Source organism: Acidovorax sp. 94 (assembly GCF_003634645.1).
GTDB lineage: Bacteria > Pseudomonadota > Gammaproteobacteria > Burkholderiales > Burkholderiaceae_C > Acidovorax > Acidovorax facilis.
This window is the reverse complement of record NZ_RBJA01000001.1, coordinates 105,460-127,335: the sequence shown is the minus strand read 5'-3', so window position 1 is coordinate 127,335 and position 21,876 is coordinate 105,460. Positions and strand designations below refer to the sequence as shown.

General features: G+C 65.0%; 18 protein-coding genes. 11 read left to right on the top strand and 7 right to left on the bottom strand.

Annotation, left to right across the window (positions count from 1 at the left end; all coding sequences use genetic code 11):
- Window positions 1-55: 55 nt before the first annotated feature.
- The 3 genes from C8C94_RS00580 (at window position 56) to C8C94_RS00570 (ending at window position 3,783) form a co-directional block, all read left to right on the top strand.
- Window positions 56-1,180, top strand: coding sequence for a substrate-binding domain-containing protein (locus C8C94_RS00580; protein ID WP_121419324.1), 1,125 nt, complete (start codon window positions 56-58; stop codon window positions 1,178-1,180).
- A 181-nt stretch (window positions 1,181-1,361) separates the two neighbouring features.
- Complete coding sequence (locus C8C94_RS00575) at window positions 1,362-1,982, top strand: TRAP transporter small permease subunit (protein ID WP_121419323.1); 621 nt, start codon at window positions 1,362-1,364, stop codon at window positions 1,980-1,982.
- 28 nt (window positions 1,983-2,010) lie between these two features.
- A complete protein-coding gene (locus C8C94_RS00570; RefSeq protein ID WP_121419322.1) occupies window positions 2,011-3,783 on the top strand; it encodes a TRAP transporter large permease subunit in 1,773 nt (590 codons plus the stop codon).
- A gap of 540 nt (window positions 3,784-4,323) precedes the next feature.
- On the opposite strand, the gene C8C94_RS00565 is transcribed toward C8C94_RS00570, so the two are convergent.
- The 4 genes from C8C94_RS00565 to C8C94_RS00550 form a co-directional block, all read right to left on the bottom strand.
- The gene (locus C8C94_RS00565; RefSeq protein WP_121419321.1) at window positions 4,324-5,406 is read right to left on the bottom strand and encodes a TRAP transporter substrate-binding protein; all 1,083 of its coding nucleotides are present in this window, start codon (window positions 5,404-5,406) and stop codon (window positions 4,324-4,326) included.
- A 232-nt stretch (window positions 5,407-5,638) separates the two neighbouring features.
- Window positions 5,639-7,543, bottom strand: coding sequence for a 1-deoxy-D-xylulose-5-phosphate synthase (dxs, locus tag C8C94_RS00560; protein WP_121419320.1), 1,905 nt, complete (start codon window positions 7,541-7,543; stop codon window positions 5,639-5,641).
- A gap of 115 nt (window positions 7,544-7,658) precedes the next feature.
- Window positions 7,659-8,624 carry a polyprenyl synthetase family protein gene (locus C8C94_RS00555; protein WP_121419319.1) on the bottom strand — a complete coding sequence of 322 codons (966 nt, stop codon included), beginning with the start codon at window positions 8,622-8,624 and terminating at the stop codon, window positions 7,659-7,661.
- Window positions 8,621-8,863: an exodeoxyribonuclease VII small subunit gene (locus tag C8C94_RS00550; protein ID WP_055400508.1), complete on the bottom strand. Its 243-nt coding sequence runs from the start codon at window positions 8,861-8,863 to the stop codon at window positions 8,621-8,623. Before C8C94_RS00550 ends, C8C94_RS00555 begins: the two co-directional genes overlap by 4 nt.
- 277 nt (window positions 8,864-9,140) lie before the next feature.
- Here C8C94_RS00550 and C8C94_RS00545 point away from each other — a divergent pair, with 277 nt between their 5' ends.
- The 5 genes from C8C94_RS00545 (at window position 9,141) to flhC (ending at window position 13,765) form a co-directional block, all read left to right on the top strand.
- Window positions 9,141-10,271, top strand: coding sequence for an aromatic ring-hydroxylating dioxygenase subunit alpha (locus tag C8C94_RS00545; protein WP_121419318.1), 1,131 nt, complete (start codon window positions 9,141-9,143; stop codon window positions 10,269-10,271).
- Window positions 10,272-10,595: 324 nt separating this feature from the next.
- Entirely contained in the window at window positions 10,596-11,507 is a 912-nt protein-coding gene (locus C8C94_RS00540) for a DMT family transporter (protein WP_121419317.1), read from the top strand.
- A gap of 102 nt (window positions 11,508-11,609) precedes the next feature.
- Entirely contained in the window at window positions 11,610-12,512 is a 903-nt protein-coding gene (locus tag C8C94_RS00535; protein WP_121419316.1) for a sulfurtransferase, read from the top strand.
- Window positions 12,513-12,829: 317 nt separating this feature from the next.
- Window positions 12,830-13,156 carry a flagellar transcriptional regulator FlhD gene (flhD, locus tag C8C94_RS00530; protein ID WP_055400499.1) on the top strand — a complete coding sequence of 109 codons (327 nt, stop codon included), beginning with the start codon at window positions 12,830-12,832 and terminating at the stop codon, window positions 13,154-13,156.
- A gap of 48 nt (window positions 13,157-13,204) precedes the next feature.
- A complete protein-coding gene (flhC, locus tag C8C94_RS00525) occupies window positions 13,205-13,765 on the top strand; it encodes a flagellar transcriptional regulator FlhC (protein WP_010459839.1) in 561 nt (186 codons plus the stop codon).
- Window positions 13,766-13,962: 197 nt separating this feature from the next.
- Here flhC and C8C94_RS00515 read toward each other — a convergent pair whose 3' ends face one another.
- Entirely contained in the window at window positions 13,963-14,559 is a 597-nt protein-coding gene (locus C8C94_RS00515; protein ID WP_305000517.1) for a FlgO family outer membrane protein, read from the bottom strand.
- On the bottom strand, window positions 14,556-15,293 hold the full coding sequence (locus C8C94_RS00510; RefSeq protein ID WP_121422614.1) for a hypothetical protein: 738 nt from the start codon (window positions 15,291-15,293) through the stop codon (window positions 14,556-14,558). The genes C8C94_RS00515 and C8C94_RS00510 overlap by 4 nt, the downstream gene beginning before the upstream one ends.
- Before the next feature lie 142 nt (window positions 15,294-15,435).
- On the opposite strand from C8C94_RS00510, the gene C8C94_RS00505 reads away from it, so the two are divergent.
- The 3 genes from C8C94_RS00505 (at window position 15,436) to C8C94_RS00495 (ending at window position 18,801) form a co-directional block, all read left to right on the top strand.
- Window positions 15,436-16,671 (top strand): spherulation-specific family 4 protein, encoded by a 1,236-nt coding sequence (locus C8C94_RS00505; RefSeq protein WP_147433211.1) that lies wholly within the window; start codon window positions 15,436-15,438, stop codon window positions 16,669-16,671.
- A 165-nt stretch (window positions 16,672-16,836) separates the two neighbouring features.
- Window positions 16,837-18,156 (top strand): AI-2E family transporter, encoded by a 1,320-nt coding sequence (locus C8C94_RS00500; protein ID WP_121422613.1) that lies wholly within the window; start codon window positions 16,837-16,839, stop codon window positions 18,154-18,156.
- A 351-nt stretch (window positions 18,157-18,507) separates the two neighbouring features.
- Complete coding sequence (locus C8C94_RS00495; RefSeq protein ID WP_057225447.1) at window positions 18,508-18,801, top strand: hypothetical protein; 294 nt, start codon at window positions 18,508-18,510, stop codon at window positions 18,799-18,801.
- Window positions 18,802-19,021: 220 nt separating this feature from the next.
- On the opposite strand, the gene ppc is transcribed toward C8C94_RS00495, so the two are convergent.
- On the bottom strand, window positions 19,022-21,811 hold the full coding sequence (gene ppc / locus C8C94_RS00490) for a phosphoenolpyruvate carboxylase (RefSeq protein ID WP_121419314.1): 2,790 nt from the start codon (window positions 21,809-21,811) through the stop codon (window positions 19,022-19,024).
- Window positions 21,812-21,876 lie beyond the last annotated feature (65 nt).

The following is a 21,876-nucleotide window of genomic DNA, read 5'->3' as shown; positions in this document are numbered from 1 at the left end:
TGATCGGGTTCAGCTATCGTAGGCACCTCACCAATATCCAGCGATATGAACGTCCGTGCATAGGGTCCAACTTCACTACACGCTCAGCCGCGATGCAGGCAATGCGCTGATCCGCAACCCACTGCCCGAACTGCTGCAGGCCGTGGCCGAGCAGGGCTCCATCTCGGGCGCGGCGCGCGCGCTGGACCTGTCCTACCGCCATGTCTGGGGCGCCCTCAAGCGCTGGGAGGAGCAATTGGGCGGCGAGCTGATCATCTGGGGCAAGGGCCAGTCGGCGCAGCTCAGCGAGTTCGGCACCAAGCTGCTGTGGGCCGAGCGCCAGGCCCAGGCGCGGCTGGCGCCGCAGATTGCGGCGTTGCACGCCGACCTGGAGCGCGCCTTTGCCGTGGCCTTTGACCCCAACGCCCACGTGCTCACGATGTACGCCAGCCACGACGACGCCTTGGTGGCGCTGCGCACACACGCCGCCCAGGCCGATGTCGGCGCGCTGCACCTGGACATCCGCTTCACGGGCAGCGTGGATGCGATCCGTGCACTGAACGAGGGGCGCTGCACGCTGGCGGGTTTTCACACCGTGGAGCACCCTGCCGCCGATTCATTGACCGCGCGCACCTACAAGCCGCTGCTGCAGCCCGGGCTGCACAAGATCATCGGCTTTGCCCAGCGCACCCAGGGCCTCATCGTGGCACCGGGCAACCCGCTCGGGCTGCGCAGCTTGGCCGACGTGGCCCGCACCGGTGCCCGATTTCTCAACCGGCCGCTGGGCACCGGCACCCGCGTGCTGCTCGACGACCTGCTGGCCCAGGCTGGCGTGGAAGCCCAGGCCATTCGGGGCTACGCGCTGAACGAGCCCTCGCACACCGCCATTGCCCAGGCTGTGGCTGCGGGCGCGGCCGATGTGGGCATGGGCATTGAAGTGGCAGCCCGGGCGCGTGGGCTGTATTTTGTGCCGCTGGTGCACGAGCGCTACCACCTGGCCTGCCTGAAAGCCAGCCTGGACCAACCCGCCACGCTGGCCCTGCGCAACTTGCTGCAAACCCCCGAATGGCTGGCCCAGATGGCCACCTTGCCGGGCTACAGCCCCTGGCAGTGCGGTGAAGTGCAGGCCATGAACACGGTGCTGCCGTGGTGGCAGTTCACCCGCAAAAAGCGCACTTCCGAGCCTAGGAAGAAACCCTAATTGCTACTTTTTTTATAGCTGAAGAATGAGTACCGGCTGCGGGATAACACCGTCACGCTGCCGTCAGCCTGGGCCTACAGTGCTCCGTAGAATCGCGCCGTTGTAAAAGTTTGTCGAATCGTTGCGCTTACCGGCGCGTGGGTCGGCATATCGCACGCAAAGCCTTTTTATTGGAGACACCATGCAGGCTCTACTGAAGTTATCAAGGGGGATCGACTGGCTTAACACCCAGGTCGGCAAATACGTGGTCTGGCTCATCCTGGCCTCCACGGTAATCAGCGGCGTGAACGCAATAGTGCGCAAAGCGTTCAACATCAGCTCCAACGGTTTTCTGGAAATCCAGTGGTACCTGTTTGCCGCGTCGTTCCTGCTGGCCGCTGGCTACACGCTGCTCCAGGGCGAACACGTAAAGGTGGACGTGATCTCCAGCCGCTTTTCCAAGCGCACCCAGATCTGGATCGACGTATTCGGCTACATCGTCTTCCTCACGCCCATGTGCCTGGCCGTGCTCTGGTATGGCATTCCCTTCTTCACCCGCGCCCTCGCTTCGGGCGAGATGTCGAACAACGCTGGCGGGCTGATCCGCTGGCCCGTGTACCTGATGATGCCGCTGGGGTTCACCCTGCTGTGGCTGCAAGGCATCTCCGAACTCATCAAGCGCCTGGGGTTCCTGCAGGGCCTCATCGAAGACCCCACGGTCAAGAAGATTGAAAAAACGGCTGAAGAAGAACTGGCCGAATCCATCCGCAACCTGGCCGAAGCCGCCAAGGGCAACGGCAAGAACAAGGCCGAGGCCCACTGAGCGGCCCCACCAAGCGGAGACACACACCATGGAATTTCTTACCCACAACCTTGCCCCCATCATGTTCGCGGGGCTCATCTGCTTTTTGCTGGTGGGCTTCCCGGTCGCCTTCAGCCTGGGCGCCTGCGGACTGTTCTTCGCCTTCATCGGCATTGAATTGAACGTGCTACCCGAAGCCCTGCTGCAAGCCGTGCCGCTGCGCATCTTCGGCATCATGCAGAACGATACCTTGCTGGCCATTCCATTCTTCACGCTCATGGGGCTCATATTGGAGCGAAGCGGGATGGCGGAGGACCTGCTCGACACCATCGGACAGCTGTTCGGCCCCATCCGTGGCGGCCTGGCACTGGCCGTGATCTTCGTGGGTGCGCTGCTGGCAGCCACCACGGGCGTGGTGGCCGCATCGGTGATCTCGATGGGCTTGATCTCACTGCCCATCATGCTGCGCTACGGCTATGACCGGCGACTCGCGGCGGGGGTGATCGCAGCCTCCGGCACGCTGGCACAGATCATTCCGCCCTCTCTGGTGCTCATCATCATTGCCGACCAGATGGGCCGCAGCGTGGGTGACATGTACAAGGGCGCGTTCCTCCCCGGCCTGATGCTGACCGGCTTCTATGCGCTCTACGTCATTTTGCTGGCCATATTCAAGCCCCAGTGGGTGCCTGCCATCCCGCCCGAAGCGCGCACGCTGCGGGACGACAATGGCAAGAGCGGTGTGACCTCGCTGCTGGTGCTGACCGGCATCTGCGTGGCCGCATCGATGTATGTGGCCAAGAACATGCCTGCCCTGCACACCTGGTGGTCCGGTGAAGCCGTGGACCGCGTGGCGCTGGACGAAACCATCGTGGTGTCCATGTGTTTTGGCGTGGCACTGGCCTTCGTGGCAGCCAGCATCAACAAGATCACCCGCATGGGCCTGCTGTCCCGCGCAGCCGAGCGCGTGACGTTTGTGCTGATCCCGCCACTGCTGCTGATCTTCCTGGTGCTGGGCACCATCTTCCTGGGCGTTGCAACCCCCACCGAAGGCGGCGCCATGGGCGCATTGGGCGCGGGCATCATGGCCATCATCCGTGGCCGCCTCACGATGTCGCTGCTGCGCCAGGCTGTCACCACCACCACCAAGCTGTCATGTTTTGTGGTGTTCATCCTGGTGGGCGCCACCATGTTCGGCCTGACCTTCCAGGGCGTGGACGGCCCGCTGTGGGTGGAGCACCTGCTGACCGGCCTGCCCGGTGGCCAGCTGGGCTTCCTGATCGTCGTGAACGTCATGGTGTTCTTCCTGGCGTTCTTCCTGGACTTCTTTGAACTGTCCTTCATCGTCGTGCCCCTGCTGGCCCCCGTGGCCGACAAGCTGGGCATTGACCTGATCTGGTTTGGCGTGCTGCTGGCCATCAACATGCAGACGTCGTTCATGCACCCACCGTTTGGCTTTGCGCTGTTCTACCTGCGCAGCGTGGCCCCGGCGAAGGAGTACATGGACAAGGTCACCAAGAAGATGATTGCGCCGGTCACCACCCCCCAGATCTACTGGGGTGCCATTCCCTTCCTGTGCATCCAGCTGCTGATGGTGGCTCTGGTGATCGCCTTCCCGGGCATTGTCTCCAGCGGGCTCGACGAGAAGCAGGTCTATGACCTCGACAAGGTCCGCATGGAAATGGAAGCCGCCATGCCCGACGCTAGCGCCGAAGCGGCCGACCCGACTGCCGGCATGGCTGGCGCTGGGGACCCCGCGCCTGCTCCTGCAGCAGACGACCCCCTGAAGGCACTGCAAGACTCCATGTCCACCGACAAGAAGTGAGCACACTGCTTACAGGACGACCGTGATTCAGTCTGACCCGGGCCCCGCGCCCTGGTCCTCAAACCTCCGCAGATGGGAAACCTCTGCGGAGGTTTTTTTATGGAGCAGACGCGGAGGGGGTCCGGTGCGCCATGGATCATGGAGGTAGCGGTGGGGCATCGACTTTGGCACATCGCGCAAGCAGACGAGCCCCTGGATCCCCTGCCACCCTCTTTCTTGGCGGCGAGCAGCCAAAAAGAAGCCTCTTCACGACTCGAGTGGCTTCAGCAGGAAACAGGCACCGGCCGCGCACTCCAAGGCATCGAGAGTCAAGCAGCCTGGTCGGGCTGGGCTTGGGGGCTTGGGGGCTTGGGGGCTTGGGGGCTTGGGGGCTTGGGGGCGTGGGACCTCGCCCACGTTCCTGCGGTTGAGGGGGCCGCATGGCTACAGCAAGGTGCCGCCTCGCAGAACACAGGGACGAAAAAAAACCCGTCCGGGAGAGGACGGGTTTTGCAGACCTTGGCATGGCAGCTTGCGCCGCCATTCCAGAGCCACTCGGGATCAGAGCTTCTGCGAAGACATGAACGAGTCGTAGCGGGCTTCGGCAAAGCGGAACCAGAGCACCTGGTCGCGCTGGAATGCACGCATGTCGGCGTAGATCTTCTTCCACTCGGGGCTTTTCGCGTCGTTGGCAGCGAAGACTTCCATGGAGGCCTTGAACGAAGCGTCCATCACGGCTTGCGAGAACGGCAGCACCTTGGTCTTGGCAGCCACCAGTTGCTTGAGGGCCGTGGGGTTCAGCGCGTCGTACTTGGCCAGCATGTCGATGTGGGCCACGTTGGTTGCGGCTTCGATGATGGCCTTGTTCTCGGCAGACAGGCCGTCGAAGGCCTTCTGGTTGACGAAGAAGTCCACTTCCGGGCCACCTTCCCACCAGCCGGGGTAGTAGTAGAACGGAGCCACCTTGTTGAAGCCCAGCTTCTGGTCGTCGTACGGACCCACCCATTCAGCAGCGTCCAGCGTGCCCTTTTCGAGGGCCTGGTAGATTTCGCCGCCAGGGATGCTCTGGGGCACAGCGCCCAGCTTTTGCATCACTTCACCGACCAGACCACCGCCCAGGCGCATCTTCATGCCCTTGAAATCATCCGGCGACTTGATCTCCTTGCGGAACCAGCCACCCATCTGGGTGCCGGTGTTGCCGCCAGCGAAGCTGATGGCGTTGTAGTTCGCGTAGAACTCGTTCATCAGCTTGCGGCCATTGCCATGCAGCATCCAGGCATTCATCTGGCGGGCATTGAAGCCGAAGGGCACTGCCGAACCCAGCGCGAAGGCGGGGTTCTTGCCGTAGAAGTAGTAAGGCACGGTGTGGCACATCTCCACGGTGCCCTGCTGCACGCCGTCCATCACGCCAAAGGGGGGCATCAACTCGCCACCAGCGTGCACGGAGATTTCAAACTTGCCACCCGACATGGCCTTGACGGCCTTGGAGAACACATCAGCGCCGCCATAGATGGTGTCCAGCGACTTGGGGAAGCTGGAAGCCAGACGCCAACGAATGGCAGCCTGGGCGTGGACGGCAGGCGCAACGCCTGCAGCCAGCACGCCAGCGATGCCAGCCTGCTTGATGATTGAACGACGATCCATGAGGTTCTCTCCGATATAGTGATTGCGAAACTTGGGCGCACGCGTTGTGCACGGCGCCGTCAAGGACTTGTTTGAGCCGGGTTCATTGTAGAAACATGCCCCCTCAGACTTTTGCGGGTTTTCCCGCGAAAATCCCTGCCCTTGCACATGGCTTCAGGCTTCTGCAAGCATCTTGGGGACAGCCGCACACACCCCGCTGCAAAACGGGACTGCGGCAGACCACCCTGGCAGATCAGGCAGCCCGCACAGACTGCAGCGCGGGCAAAAACCGCCGCTCGATCGCAAGGCGGATTCCCTCGGCATCGAGCCCTTGCAACGCAAGCAGCTTGGCCGGGTCGCCATGTTCGATGAACACGTCCGGCAGGCCCAGCTGCAGCACGGGCCGCACGATGCCCATGCTGTGGAGTGCCTCGGTCACGGCGCTGCCCGCACCGCCCATGATCGCACCCTCTTCCAGCGTGACCAGCGCATCGTGGCGCTCGGCCACCTCGCGCAACAAGGCCTCGTCGATGGGTTTGGCCCAGCGCATGTTGACCACCGTGGCGTCCAGAGCCTCGGCCGCTTCCAGCGCGGGGTACAGCAACGTGCCAAACGACAGGATCGCGATGCGCGGCGCCTTGGCATCGGTGCCCTGGCGCTCGCGACGGATCTCGCCTTTGCCAAAAGGCAGGCCATCCAACGCCGCCAGTGGTGCCACACCAGCACCGCTGCCACGCGGGTAACGCACGGCCACGGGGTGGTCCTGCTCGAAGGCGCTGCTGAGCAGTTGGCGGCATTCGCGCTCGTCAGCCGGGCAGGCCATGCTCATGTTGGGAATACAGCGCACAAACGGGATGTCGTACGCGCCTGCATGCGTGGCACCGTCGGCGCCTACCAGGCCCGCGCGGTCCAGCGCAAACACCACGGGCAGGTTTTGCAGGGCCACGTCGTGGATCAGCTGGTCATAACCGCGCTGCAAGAAGGTGGAGTAAATCGCCACCACCGGCTTGACGCCTTCGCAGGCCATGCCGGCGGCAAAGGTTACGGCATGCTGCTCGGCAATGCCCACGTCGTAGTAGCGGTCCGGGAAACGTTTTTCAAACTCCACCATGCCCGAGCCCTCGCGCATGGCGGGCGTGATGCCCACCAGGCGAGAGTCGTGTGCGGCCATGTCGCACAGCCACTGACCAAACACCTGCGTGAACGTCTGCTTGGGCGGCGTGGCGGGCTTGGTGAGGCCCACGGAGGGGTCGAACTTGCCGGGGCCATGGTAGGCCACGGGGTCGGCCTCGGCCAGCTTGTAGCCCTGGCCTTTTTTGGTGACCACGTGCAGGAACTGCGGGCCTTTGAGGCCCTTGATGTTCTCCAGCGTGGGGATCAGCGAATCGAGGTCATGCCCATCAATGGGGCCGATGTAGTTGAAGCCGAACTTCTCGAACAACGTGGCAGGCACCACCATGCCCTTGGCCTGCTGCTCAAAGCGCTTGGCCAGCTCCAGCAGGGGCGGCACGGGGCGCAGCACGGTCTTGCCCACGTTCTTGGCAGCCGCGTAGAACTGCCCGCTCATGAGCTGAGCGAGGTAGCGATTGAGCGCGCCCACGGGCGGGCTGATGCTCATGTCGTTGTCGTTCAGCACCACGAGCAGGTTGGCATCGGCCACACCGCCGTTGTTCAGTGCCTCAAACGCCATGCCCGCACTCATGGCGCCATCGCCGATGATCGCCACGGCGTGGCGGTTTTCGCCCTTGCGCTTGGCGGCCAGCGCCATGCCCAACGCGGCCGAGATGCTGGTGCTCGAATGCGCCGTGCCAAAGGTGTCGTAAATGCTCTCGGCCCGCTGCGGAAAGCCCGAGATACCGCCCAACTGGCGCAGCGTGTGCATGCGGTCGCGGCGGCCGGTCAGGATCTTGTGCGGATAGGTCTGGTGGCCCACGTCCCACACCAGGCGGTCTTCAGGGGTGTTGAAGACATGGTGCAGCGCGATCGTCAGTTCCACCGTGCCCAGGTTGGAGCTGAGGTGTCCGCCCGTGCGCGCAACACTTTCGATCACGAACCCGCGCAACTCGGTCGCCAGGGCCTTGAGATCTGCGCGCGAAAGCTGGCGCAGGTCGGCCGGGTCATTGATGGTCTGCAGCAGGGGAAAGGACATCGTGGACATTTACTATTCTTTTCATAGCTGCCAGCGCTTTAAAGGAAAGCGCTGGAGGCCAATTTGGCATTGATTTCACTGCAACGGGCATGAACAGGGTGCAGCACGGATCATCGGGCCAGGCTCAGTGCGAGCGGCGCACCACCATGTCCGCCAGGGCCGCCAGCGCGCGGCTATCGGGCAGGCCACTGCGGGCCAGGGCCGCATGGGCCTCGGCCAGCAGTTCCTGGGCATAGGCCTGCGCCCGCGCTAGCCCCAGCAAAGACACATAGGTAGGCTTGTCGGCCGCAGCATCCTTGCCGGCCGTCTTGCCCAGCGTGGCCGAATCGGCCACCACGTCCAGGATGTCATCCACCACCTGGAACGCAAGACCCATGGCGGCGCCATAGTCGGACAGCGCCTGGTAGGCCGCGCCCACGGCGTGGCCGCACGCCGCCCCCATGAGCACACTGCCCTGCAGCAGCGCGCCGGTCTTGAGCCGATGCATCTGGCGCAACTGGTCTTCGGTCAACGCCACACCCACGCTGGCCAGGTCGATGGCCTGCCCGCCCGCCATGCCGGCCGATCCGGCGGCCCGCGCCAGCAGCCTGCACAGCGTGGCCTGCGTGGCGGCGGGGATGAGGGTGTTGTCGGGCGTGAGCAACTCAAATGCAAAGGCCTGCAAGGCATCGCCCGCCAACAGCGCCTGGGCCTCGCCAAACTGCACGTGCACGGTGGGCTTGCCACGGCGCAGCACGTCGTTGTCCATGCAGGGCATGTCGTCGTGCACCAGCGAGTAGGCGTGAATGAGTTCCACCGCGCACGCGGCCCGCAGGGCCGCCTCGTCCAGGCCAGCGCGCAGCGCGGCATCGTCAACCACCGCAGAGGCCGGTCCGCCACTGCAGACCGCCTCATAGGCCGCCAGCACCAGCAGGGGCCGCAGCCGCTTGCCGCCATCGAGCACGGCATAGCGCATGGCGTCGCCCAGCCCGGCGGGTGCGCCATCGCCCACCCATTGCGACAGGGCCTGCTCCACCCGGGCCAGGTGGTTCTGGCTCCAGAGGTTCATGTCCAGCGGCTGGCTCTCGAAATTCATTGGCACCGCGCTCATTCCTGGTTCCATGGTTGCAGTTGCCCTTCATCCAGCACCTTGATCTGGTCCTGCACGGCTTCGAGCCGCTGGCGGCAAAACGCCAGCAACGTGGCGCCGCGCTGGTAGCCGGCCAGCATCTGGTCCAGCGGCAACTGGCCCGACTCGATGCGGGCCACGAGTTGCTCCAGCTCTTCCAGGGCCGCCTCGTAGCTGGCAGGTTCGGCGGGAGGAGCGGGGGTTGCGGGGGCCTTGGGCATGGAGGGGGCGGCAGAGCGCGGGTGAAAAACCGATGATTTTAGGCGCACCGGTACGCCCTTCGTGTCAGACGCGGTCCGATGCGTGACGCCGCTCTATTTTCAGAAAGCGATGTTTTCTATTCACGTAGCGGGGGTGCGGGAATAACCCCACCGCCTATAATCCCATTCCAGTCGAGCCGGCTAGCCACCCTAGCCGGTTTCCTTTTTTCCAGATGCGCATTCCCCGGCGCACCTCCCGCACTTTCTCCCTGTGGGGAGTCTTTAGGTCAGGTCACCCATGTCTGATTTAAGTCTTCAACTGCAGCAGGCCGCAAGCCAACTACCAGTTTCAAGCTACTTTGACGATGCGCTGTTCCAGCGCGAGCTGGACACCATCTTCCAGCGCGGGCCCCGCTATGTGGGGCACCAATTGGCGGTGCCCAACACGGGCGACTACTACGCACTACCCCAGGAGGGCGAGGGCCGCGCCTTGGTGCGCAACGCCCAAGGCGGCATTGAGCTGGTGTCCAACGTGTGCCGCCACCGCCAGGCCGTCATGCTCAAGGGCAAAGGCTCGCTGAACACCCAGCAAAAGGGCAGCGCGGGCGGCAACATCGTGTGCCCATTGCACCGCTGGACGTACAACCCCCAGGGCGAGCTGCTGGGCGCACCCCACTTTGCGCATGACCCGTGCCTGAACCTGAACAACTACAAGCTGCGCGAGTGGAACGGCCTGCTGTTTGAAGACAACGGCTACGACGTGGCCGCCGATCTGGCCCAGATGGGCCCGCGTGCCGACCTGGACTTTGACGGCTACGTGCTCGACCATGTGGAGCTGCACGAGTGCAACTACAACTGGAAGACCTTCATCGAGGTCTATCTGGAGGACTACCACGTCGGCCCCTTCCACCCGGGCCTGGGCAGCTTTGTGACGTGTGACGACCTGCGCTGGGAGTTCGGCAAGAACTACTCGGTACAAACCGTGGGTGTGGCCAACCGCCTTGGCAAGGCCGGCAGCCCGGTGTACGAGCGCTGGCACAAGGCGCTGCTGGACTATCGCGAAGGCAAGCCACCGAAGTACGGCGCCATCTGGCTCACGCTGTACCCGCACATCATGATCGAGTGGTACCCGCATGTACTCACCGTGTCCACGCTGCACCCCATCAGCCCCACCAAGACGCTGAACATGGTGGAGTTCTACTACCCCGAGGAGATCGCTGCCTTCGAGCGCGAATTCGTCGAGGCGCAGAAGGCCGCCTACATGGAGACCTGCATCGAGGACGACGAAATCGGCGAGCGCATGGACGCAGGCCGCAAGGCCCTGCTGGCGCGCGGCGACAACGAGGTCGGCCCCTACCAGAGCCCCATGGAAGATGGCATGCAGCACTTCCACGAGTGGTACCGCCAAGTCATGGGAAGCCCCCCCTGAGCCGCTTCGCGTCTTCCCCCCACGGGGGGACGCCCCCCGGCGTACGCAAGCGAAGTGCCGCATCCGCGGCTTGGCGGCCCTCGCGCGGGGGCACTGGCCTGAGCACCGCCAGTTTTGAGAGGCCCCAACCTGAGTCTGTGCCGTCGATCCGTGAAGTCTCGAACAGCGAGGTAAACGCTATCCATTCGCGACGACTACCCTGACCGCTCTCATTACAATAGCTGCCACCGCTTGATCCGCAAGCGCTGGCAGCTATTTTTATTTCAAGCCGTGCAATCCCATGCCCCACGTGCGGCGCGCGGCCTTTCACAGGATCACGTCACGATGCAAGCCCTCTGGATGGTGTTGGCCGCGTTCTTGTTTGCCAGCATGGGCGTGTGCGTCAAGATCGCATCGGACTTCTTCAACTCGGCCGAACTGGTGTGCTACCGGGGCCTGATCGGCATGGCCATCCTGTGGCTGCTGGCACGCTCTCAAAAAGTGACGCTGGCCACGCAATACCCCGGCATGCACGCCTGGCGCAGCCTGGTGGGGGTGGCGTCGCTGGGCGCCTGGTTCTACGCCATTGCCCACCTGCCGCTGGCCACGGCCATGACGCTCAACTACATGAGCAGCGTGTGGATCGCCGCCTTCCTGGTCGGCGGCACGCTGCTGGCCTGGCGCCCTTCTGCGGCATCGCCACGGCCCGCCCTGCAAGGGCCGCTGATTCTCACCGTGCTCACCGGATTCGTGGGCGTGGTGCTGATGCTGCGCCCAAGCCTGGACCAGAACCAGGCCTTTGCCGGACTGATCGGGCTGATGTCCGGCCTGACGGCTGCATTTGCCTACATGCAGGTGGTGGCGCTGTCGCGCCTGGGCGAGCCCGAATCGCGCACCGTTTTCTACTTCGCCGTGGGCTCTGCGGTGGCGGGGGGCGGGGCCATGCTGTTTACCGGCGTGTCGGACTGGCCGGGCTGGCAGGCGCTGTGGCTGCTGCCCATCGGTGTGCTGGCTGCGGGCGGCCAGCTGTGCATGACCAAGGCTTACGCCAGCGCCAAGACCCAGCGCGGCACGCTGGTGGTGGCCAACCTGCAGTATTCGGGCATCGTGTTTGCCGCCGTCTACAGCGTGCTGCTGTTTGGCGACAAGATCCCGCCCATCGGCTGGTTCGGCATGGCCCTCATCGTGGGCAGCGGCATTGTGGCCACCATCCTGCGCGCGCGGGCTGCGCCCGGGGCACCTGCCGAAGAACACTGACGGATACAAAAACAGATACGGCCAGACGAGGACACGCCCCACCGGGATGGCCACAATGGAGCCCCTTTCGACGCACTCCGTCACTTTGCCCATTTTCTGCCGATGACCACCTACACCACGCTCATCTCTGCCCCCGACCTGCAATCCCTGATCGCCAGCGGTGCGCCGCTGATGGTGTTTGACTGCAGCTTCGAACTGATGCAACCCAAGGCCGGTGCCCAGCAGTACGTGCAGGCGCACATCCCCGGCGCGGTGTACGCCAACCTTGACAACGACCTCAGCGCCAAACACGGCGCCCCCGGCGCTCACGGCACGCTGACCGCCCAGGAAGCCGACCAGCCGGCATCCGGTGGACGCCACCCCCTGCCCAGCCGCGAGCGTTTTGCAATGTGGCTGTCCAGCGTGGGTTTTGCCAATGGCATGCAGGCCGTGGTGTACGACCGCCAGGGCGCTAACTACTGTGGCCGCCTGTGGTGGATGCTCAAGTGGGCGGGGCATGAAGCCGTGGCCGTGCTCGACGGTGGGCTGCAAGCCTGGCAGGCCGCCGGTGGGGCGGTGAACAGCGGCGAAGAGCCCGCGCACTTCCAGACCAACTTCCAGCTGGGCGCCCCCTTGCGCCAGCTGGCCACGGCCAGCGAGGTGCTTGCGCGCCTGCAGCGGCCCAGCCAGACCGTGATCGACGCCCGTGCAGGTGCCCGCTACCGGGGCGAAGTGGAGCCGCTGGACCCCGTGGCCGGCCACATTCCGGGCGCGCTGAACCGCCCCTTTGCCGAAAACATCGGCGCGGATGGCCGCTTCAAGCCTGCCGACGTGCTGCGCGCTGAATTTGAAGCGCTGCTGGGCGGCCGTGACCCCACCACCGTGGTGCACCAGTGCGGCAGCGGCGTGAGCGCCGTGCCCAATCTGCTGGGCATGGAGATAGCCGGCCTCGGCCCGACGGCATTGTTTGCCGGCAGCTGGAGCGAGTGGTGTTCAGACCCCACGCGCCCGGTCGAAAAAGGCTGATCCAGCGTCCAGCACGGCAGCGCAGGTTGTAAAAGTGCAAAAAAGATGGTTTTGAGGGTGCTATCAAAACCATGAACAGAAGTGGGCAGCCTGGGCCCACTGCCACAGCAGCGGCCATCGCCTGAAATGCCAGCCTGCACCTGATGTGCGTGTAGGGCAAATTCCTACACAGCCCACCGCAGAACCAGACACGCGGCACAGCCAAACCCCGACTTAATTTCTGATTGGGGCGGTTTCACAATCCATTTCAACGGATCACGCAAAACCTGCAATCAGCAGGCAACGCAAGACCCGGTACTGGAAAAAAGGAAGCTGCCATGACCAACGAACAAATCCTCGCTGAAATCCGCGAAGCCAACCTCACCTACCTGATGTTGGCCCAAACCCTGATCCGTCAGGACAAGGCCGAAGCCGTGTTCCGCTTGGGCATGAACGAAGAGTCTGCCGACATTCTGGCATCGCTGTCGCCAGCGCAAGTGATGAAACTGGCCTCCCGCAACACGCTTCTTTGCAGCTTCCGCGTGGACGACAACCTGGTGTGGAGCTTGCTCACCAACCACTCGGCCAAGAAGGTGGGCAACGAAGCCACCAACACGCTGCACGCCAACATCCTGATGGCCAGCCGCGTGTCGGAAGTGCTCTGAAGCATTTGCCCGCAGCCCTCTTCCCCCAGTCTCCACCGAAAGCCCGCCATGTCCACCAACGCCCCCGCTGCCAAAGCCCCCGCCAAGAGCGTGCTGAACGAATCCAAGCAGATCGAACGCGCGGCCATGCTGATCCAGATGGGCGCCCGCATGCAGGTGCTGGAATCGGAAACCACGCTGTCGTATGAACGCCTGATCCGGCTGTACAAAGAGATCGCGGGCAAGTCACCCTCGAAAGGCCAGCTGCCCTTCTCCACCGACTGGTTCCTGACCTGGCAAGAGAACATCCACAGCTCGCTGTTCCTGAACATCTACGAATACCTGTCCAAGGGCGTGGACCTGGATTCGGTGGAGCTGCTGACCAAAGCCTACCGCCTGTACAACGAACAGGTCGCCACGGCCGAGATCGAACCCCTGCTCTCCTTCACGCGCGCCTGGCGCCTGGTCAAGTTTGTGGACGCTGGCATGCTGACGCGCACCAAGTGCAGCCAGTGCAGCGGCCAGTTCGTGACCGAGCTGTATGAGAACCGCCACTTCACCTGCGGCCTGTGCAACCCACCCGCCCGCGCCGGCAAGAGCAAGACGGCAGGCGCACTCATGTTGCACTGAGATGGATATCAAAGCATTAGCTTTTTGCACCTACCAAACGGGCGCGCTAGCCTGATTCCCACCCCGACCGAAAAAATGGGCGCTGCACCCGCCAGGGCCGCCGAGCATGGGCCGCCCCGCCGCGCTGGCGGCGTCCCCCTTCCCGCGCGTAGCGCGAGAGAAGGGGGAAGCGGCGAAGCCGCTCAGGGGGATGTCATCTATCTTCCAGCCAGCAGCGCGCGCACGTTTTCATCCATTGGCACGGAATAGTTGTGCGCCGCCACCACGGTGTTGCCTACCGGGTTCACCAGCTTGAGGCTGATGTACACCACCGACGTGGAGACCGCATACGTGCCCACCACCACGGCCTGCGCGTTCTGCGACTGGCTCACCTCGCGCACCTCGCGCGACAGCAGCAGCTCACCCTGGTCGCGCTGCAGCAGCAGGTTCTCGCGCAGCTTCACCTCGGTCACCTTCAGACCCCGGTGCACCATGCGGCCCGCGATCTGCTCCGAGAAGATGCGGCCCAGCCGCGACGATTCAGTGAGCCGGTCCACATTGACCAGCGTGGCCACCAGCACGGGCTGGTTGGCATCCAGCGGTGCGGTCTGCAGCAGCGCATCGGTGGCGCGTTCATTCAGCTCGATGAGGTTGGAGCGCGATATTCCGCCCGCCCGGTCACCGTAGTAGTAGCTGTGCATGGGGTTGGTGGTCTCGCAGCCCTGCAGGCCCGCCAGCGCAAGGGCGGCAGCCGCCCACCAGCTGGCGGCGCGTGCGCCCCGGGGAACTTGTTGCGACGTCCACAGCCCCTTCATGGCGCCACCACCCGCCAGGTCTTGACGGGCGTTATCGGTGCAGGCGCGGGCGGCCGCTCGGGCTGATACAGCACCGCGTCGGCCCCCTCGATGTAATACAGATCGGCCGTGCCGGCCAGGTACCGGTCGCGCGATTTGAGCGTGGACGTGATCAGCACCTCGGTGCGCGTGGGTCCGCCTGCGGCGGCGCCCTGGGTGTAGAGCTGGGCCATGTCCAGCGCCACCCCTGCCCCCACGCCCAGGGCCGTGGCCACACCCGGCAACAGGGTGCGGTCGGAATAGTGCACCGCCCAGTCGCGCCACACGCCCACGCCAGTGCCGATGATGGTGCCGGCCATGGGCACGGGCAGGCCGCGCGGTGAGCCAGACCCGTGCTGCACCAGTTGCGTCTGCACCTCCAGCTCCACTGCGGTGGGCACCGTGGACACCGCCACGCCCCGATTCAGCAGGTGCACCTTGAGCAGCTTGAGAAAGCTCTGGTTGAAACTGGAGTTGTCCGCCACCGTGACGTACAGCGGGTATTCGCCCTCGGGCCAGGATGCGATCTTTTCGGCCACGCGCCCGGCCACATCGCCCGCCAGCACATCCCAGTGGTGCACGGCGCGGGCTTTCTTCTGGCCGGTGGCGGGGTAGTTGTCGGCACGCGGCACGTCCAGCGTGCCGCAGCCGACCAGCAGCGCTGCGCACAGCAAGGCTGCTGCGGCGGCCGTAATGCGGTGAAGGAAGGATGGCATGTGGGCCATGGTACTGGCGCCCGCCTGCGGCAATCGGCGCAACAAGGCCGTTTTTCCCGGCCAAAGCGGCCGTTTCGGCCCTTGGAGCCGCACGCACGAACCTTCACAATCAACCCATTCATACCAACCCTCCGTGAAGACCATGCTCACCACAACCCGCACCCACCGCCTCGCGTCATTGATGGCCCTCACTGCGGCTCTGGCGGGCTGCGGCGGCGCCACGGACAAGGACAACAACACGACCGCCCCACCGCCACCCGCGAGCGCGCCCGTCACGCTGCATTTCGTGCAGCCCACCGAGAACGTGCTCGAACCCGGCGCCTCCGAGCCGCTGGCGGCCGACGTTACCGTCAACGGCGGCGCAGCCCCCAACGGCACGGTGGTCACCTTTACCGTCAACCCCTCCGCAGCCGCCACCTTCTCCCCCGTGGCGCCCACCACCGTGGCCAGCGTGGCCAGCACCACGCTCACCGTGAGCAGCCTGCCGCCCAGCGCCACCTTCCAGGTCAGCGCCACGGCCACCAGCAGCGCCAACACGGCGGGCGACAGCCTCACGTACTACGTGCGCCCCACCCACAAAAACCTGCAGGTGCTGGTGCCCGCGTATTTCAGCGCCAGCGGCACCTCATCGCCCTGGGCCACCCTCACCAGCGGCGCAGCCAGCTACCCGGACGTGCAGATCACTGCCGTGGCCAGCGCCAGCGACGGCGTGCTGACCGCGGACTCCGAGGTTGACGACGACCTGCTCACGGCCATCACAGACTTCAAGGCCGTGGCGGGCACCACCAACAAAGTCGTCGCCTACGTGGCCACCTCGGGCAGCGGCGGGTCGCGCTCGGTGGCTGACGTGAAGGCCACCATCGACAACTACATCCGCCTCTACCCCGACCAGCTCGACGGCTTCTTCCTGGACGGCATGGCCACCGACAGCGCACGGCTGGCGTACTTTCAGGACGTCTACAACTACGCCAAGGCCCGGGCCTCGGGCATGAGCAAAGGCGCCACGCCGCCCAACGCGCCCACCGTGATCGGCAACCCAGGCACCTACCCCGTAGCGGCCTATGCGGGCGTGGCCGACACGCTGGTCACCTACGCTGGCAATGCCGCCGCCTACCAGGCCACAGACCCCCAGCCCGCCAGCACCTGGGTCTACGCCAAGGACAATACCGCCCAGGCCATGCTGGTCCACACCGCCAGCACCTGCACCGACATGCAGGCCGCCGTGAAGCACGCCCACCGGCCCCGCCTGAACACCGGCATGGTCTATGCCACCAACCTGGCCATCGGCGCCTCGTGGTCGTCACTGCCCACCTACTGGCAGCAACTGCTGGGCACGGTGGATGCACTCAACAAGAAGCGCCCGCTGCCGCTGTGCTGATGTCACCGGGCAGGGCGCCGAACCCTGCCACACAGGCACCGCTGGCGGGTCGCCGGGCAAACCACCCGCCAGAGCGTACGAACCACCGCATCCCGCCGCCGACACGCTGCATGTCAGCCCGACCTACAACCCAGCAGGCCCGAGTCCCATCACAATCCGCGCATGATGACCGAGCCCACCCCTGCATCCCCACCCGCCCCCGCTGCCGAGCCCCCACAGCCAGACAGCCCCGCCGCTGACGCAGCCCCGAATTTGCCCCCGCACGCGCCTGCGGCGGACGGCCCCGCACCAGTGGCCCAAATGGCCCAAGCGGACGAAGCGGCCCCACCGCCTGCGCAACCACCAAGCGGCGCGCCCGCAGCCACCGCATCCCTCCCTGGCCCGCTCATGCTCCACATGCCCGTGGACGTGCGCAACCTCTCGCTCGCGTTGCTGGCGCTGTTTGCCAGCGTGGCCCTGCTGCACTGGGCCAGCGCGGTGTTCATCCCCATCATGCTCAGCCTGCTGCTCACCACGGCGCTGCGGCCCTTGGTGGAAGTCTTGCGGCGCTGCTACGTGCCCCGCTGGCTGGGGGCCGGTGTGCTGTTGATCGCCATCGTTCTGGGCCTGGCCAGCGCCGCCTGGTCGCTGAGCGACGGCGCCGCGCAACTGGTGGACTCGCTGCCCGTGGCTGCCAAGAAGGTGCGCGACAGCCTCAAGGCGCGCACCGGCGCCAGCAGCCCGCTCGACACCATGCAAAAGGCCGCCACGCAGATCGAACAGGCCGCCAACGAGAACAGCGCCACCGCCAGCCCACCCCGGCGCGGCGTGCAGCGCGTGGTGGTAGAGCGCCCGCCCTTCAACATCCGCGACTACCTGTGGAGCGGCACCATGGGGCTCATGTCCGCGCTGGGGCAGCTCACGGTGGTGGTGTTCCTTACCTACTTTGCGCTGGCATCGGGCAACCTGTTTCGCAACAAGCTGCTGCGCATCGCGGGCACCAGCCTGGAGCGGCGCAAGGTCACCATCCACGTGCTGGAAGACATCACCAACCAGATCCAGCGCTACCTGATGGTGCAGGTGTTCACCAGCGTGCTGGTGGGCGTGGCCACCGGCCTTGCCTACTGGGCCCTGGGCCTGGAGAACGCCGCCGTGTGGGGTGTGGCGGCCGGAGTGCTCAACCTCGCGCCCTACATCGGCTCCGCCCTGGTCACCGGCGCATCGGCCCTGGTGGCCTTCCTGCAGTTCGGCACCCTGGACATGGCCCTGGCCATCGGCGGTGCATCGCTGGTCATCCACACCCTGGTGGGCAACCTGCTCACCCCTTGGCTCACCAGCCGCACCAGCAGCATGAGCCCCGTGGCCGTGTTCGTCAGCGTGCTCGCCTGGGGCTGGCTGTGGGGCCTGTGGGGCCTGCTGCTGGGCATCCCGGTGATGATGGCCGTGAAGGCCGTGTGCGACCGGGTCGAAGACCTGAAGGCCGTGGGCGAATTGCTGGGGGATTGATACCCGGCATCTGCCGCAAACCGGCAGATGCCCCCCGCCACGCTGCGGGGCGATGGGCATCTCAGCCCCACCTCACCCACATCACCCACATCACCCACATCACCCACATCACCCACATCACTCGCCATCACGGCGCACCTGCGTGGCCCAGGAGGTCAAGGTGGCCTCAAAGATTGTTTCCAATACTGGAACAGTTAGTTCGTGACCAGATAGTTTTTCCGTGAACACCATCGGCGTACAGTTCATCCCATCGATGAGCCGAACCCGCAAGGCGACTCACCGAACCCGGTTCAGGAATGGTTTTTGACCCGGCTTTTTTGAGACGCTTTTTAACTTTCAAGGATTTTCATCATGAACAAGACCGCCCGTTTCCTCTCCGTCGCTGCCGTTGCCGCTTTCGCTTCTTTTGGCGCCCAGGCTGACGAAGCCGACAGCTCGCAATTCGCCCTGAAGTTCGAAACGAACCGCACCCGCGCTGAAGTGGCCGCTGAAGCCGCCACCGTCGCCCAGACGCGCAGCCAGGAACCTGCTGGTTCGCGTGTGGTGACCTACACCTCCACCGCCGACCGCGCTGCCGTGCGTGCCCAGGCTGCGGAAGCCCTGCGCACCGGCAAGATCCCTTCGGGCGAATTCAGCGCCATGTAATTGGTAGACCAACTGCTTGAGTTTGGTTGAAGCAGTTGCGGGACTTCCCATGGTGGTGGCACTTTGCATTTGCAGGTGCTGTTGCCATGGGGAGTGTTAACTGAACCGCAGGGGCGGGCAGGCAGATCGGGCTCCCTTTGGGAGCCCTTTTTGTTATGGGTGCCTGCGATCAAAACAGGCCGCGATGCGCAGGTTCGAATCGCGCTGCGCTGTCCGCCACTCAGCCGGTATTACGCAACCCCGCAGCAATCCCATTAATAGAAATGTGAATCCCCGTCTGCACCCGTTCATCCCCCTGCCCTGCGCGCCAGCGGCGCACCAGTTCGACCTGCAGGTGGTGCAGCGGGTCGATGTACGGAAAGCGGTGCTTGATGGAGCGGGCCAGGGCCGTGTTGTGGGTGAGGCGCTGTTTGTCGCCGGTGATGCGGGTGAGGGCCTCTGCCGTGCGGTGCCATTCGGCCTCGATGCTGGTGAACACCTTTTTGCGCAGGCGGGCGTCGGTGACGAGTTCGCTGTAGCGTGAGGCCAGGGCCAGGTCGCTTTTGGCCAGCACCATGTCCATGTTAGACAGCAGGGTGCGGAAAAACGGCCATTGGCGGTACATCTTTTGCAGCAGGGCCAGCTGGGTCTTGGGGTCTTTGCCCTCGGTGTTCACAAAGGCGTCCACCGCCGAGCCAAAGCCGTACCAGCCGGGCAGCGTGAGGCGGCACTGGCCCCAGCTGAAGCCCCAGGGGATGGCCCGCAGGTCTTCGATCTTCTGGCTGGCCTTGCGGCTGGCGGGGCGGGAGCCGATGTTGAGTTCGGCGATTTCGCGGATGGGGGTGGAGTTGAAGAAGTAGTCGGTGAACCCCGGGGTCTCGTACACCAGCGCGCGGTAGCTGCCCATGCTGGCCAGCGACAGCTGCGCGGCGGCGTCCAGGAAGGCCTTGGTGGCGGGCTTGGTGGGCTGCAGCAGGGTGGCTTCGAGGGTGGCGGCCACCAGGGTTTCGAGATTGCGGCGGCCGATCTCGGGGTTGGCGTATTTGGAGGCGATGACTTCGCCCTGCTCGGTCAGGCGGATCTGGCCGCGCACGGTGCCGGGGGGTTGCGCCAGGATGGCCTGGTAGCTGGGGCCGCCGCCCCGGCCCACGGTGCCGCCCCGGCCGTGGAACATGCGCAGCTGGATGCCGTGGGTGGTGGCGAGTTCGTCGAAGAGTTCGACCAGAGCGATCTCGGCGCGGTACAGCTCCCAGTTGCTGGTGAAGATGCCGCCGTCTTTGTTGCTGTCGCTGTAGCCGAGCATGATGTCCTGCTCGCCACCGCTGCGCTGCACCAGGGCAGCCACGCCGGGCAGTGCATAGAACTCGCGCATGATGGGCGCGGCATTGCGCAGGTCTTCAATGGTTTCGAACAGCGGCACCACGATGAGGTGGTTCTTGGACTCGGTGTCCAAGGTTCCATTCATCAGGCCCACTTCCTTTTGCAGCAGCAGCACTTCCAGCAGGTCGCTCACGGTTTCGGTGTGGCTGATGATGTAGTGGCGGATGGCTTCGTGGCCGAAGCGCTCGCGCATGACGCGGGCGGTTTCGAAGATGACCAGCTCGCCCTTGGCATGGGCAGAGTATTCGGCACCCACCACGCGCAGGGGGCGGGCGTCGTTCAGCAGCTTGATAAGCAGTGCGCGCTTGGCGGCCTCTTGCAGGCTTGCATAGTTGGGCTCGATACGGGCCTTGGCCAGCAGCTCGGCCACCACTTCTTCGTGTTTGTCAGAGCTTTGGCGCAAATCCACCGTGGCCAGGTGAAAGCCGAACACCTGCACGGCGCGGATCAGCGGGTGCAGGCGCTCTGCGGCCAGGGCTTCGCCATGGTGCGACTTCAATGAAGCCTCGATCACGCGCAGGTCGGCCAGGAACTCCTCGGCACTGGCATAGGCGTTCTGCGGCGCCACGGCATGGCGCGCGGCTTCGCCACCGGTCAGATCCTTGAGCGATGCGGCAAGGCGCGCATAGATGCCAGTCAGCGCACGGCGGTAGGGCTCGTCCACGCGGTGTTCGTTGGTGTCGGGCGAGCGCTGGGCCAAGGCCTCCATCTCGGCGGACACCTGCACCAAGCGGGCCGACAGCGACAGCTCGCCGCCCAGGTAATGCACCTCGGTCAGGTAGTGGCGCAGCGCCACTTCGGCCTGGCGGCTCAGCGCGTATTGCAGGGTTTGCGCGGTGACGTTGGGGTTGCCGTCGCGGTCGCCGCCGATCCACTGGCCCATGCGCAGAAAGCTGTGTACGGGGTACTGGCCCAGCTCGTTTTCGAGGTCGGCATAGATCTTGGGGATCTCGCGCAGAAAGGTGGCTTCGTAATAAGAGAGCGCGTTCTCGATCTCGTCGGCCACGGTGAGCTTGCTGTAGCGCAGGAGGCGTGTTTGCCACAGCTGGGCCACGCGTGCGCGCAGCAGGGCTTCGTTGGCGGCCAGCTCGCGGGGGGTCAGGGCATCCTTGGCGCTGTTGTAGAGCTGGGCGCGCACCTGGATGTCGTCGCGCGTGGCCAGCAGTTGGGCGATGTCGCGCTCGGCATCCAGAATGCTCTTGCGCTGCACCTCGGTGGGGTGGGCGGTGAGCACGGGGGCCACGTAGCTGCCCGCCAGCGTCTGCGAGATGGTCTTGGGCGCAATGCCGGCCCAGCGCAGGCGCGACAGGGCGACTTCGATGCTGCCTTCTTGTGTGTCGCCCGCGCGTTCGTGCACGGCGCGGCGGCGGATGTGGTGGCGGTCTTCGGCCAGGTTGGCCAGGTGGCTGAAGTAGGTGAAGGCGCGGATCACGCTCACCGTCTGGTCGCCCGACAGGGACTTGAGCAGCTTCTTGAGCGCGCGGTCGGCCTCCTGGTCGGCATCGCGGCGGAAGGCCACCGAAAGCTTGCGCACCTGCTCGACCAATTCATAGGCGGCCACGCCCTCCTGGTCCCGGATCACATCGCCCAGAATACGGCCAAGCAGGCGGATGTCGTCAATCAGGGGCTGGTCCTTGTCGGATCGTTTCATGGTGCGTGGGTCTCCGGAGGTGGGTAGGTGACCTGGCGCCGCCTGCCCCCGCGTCCCCCGGGGCG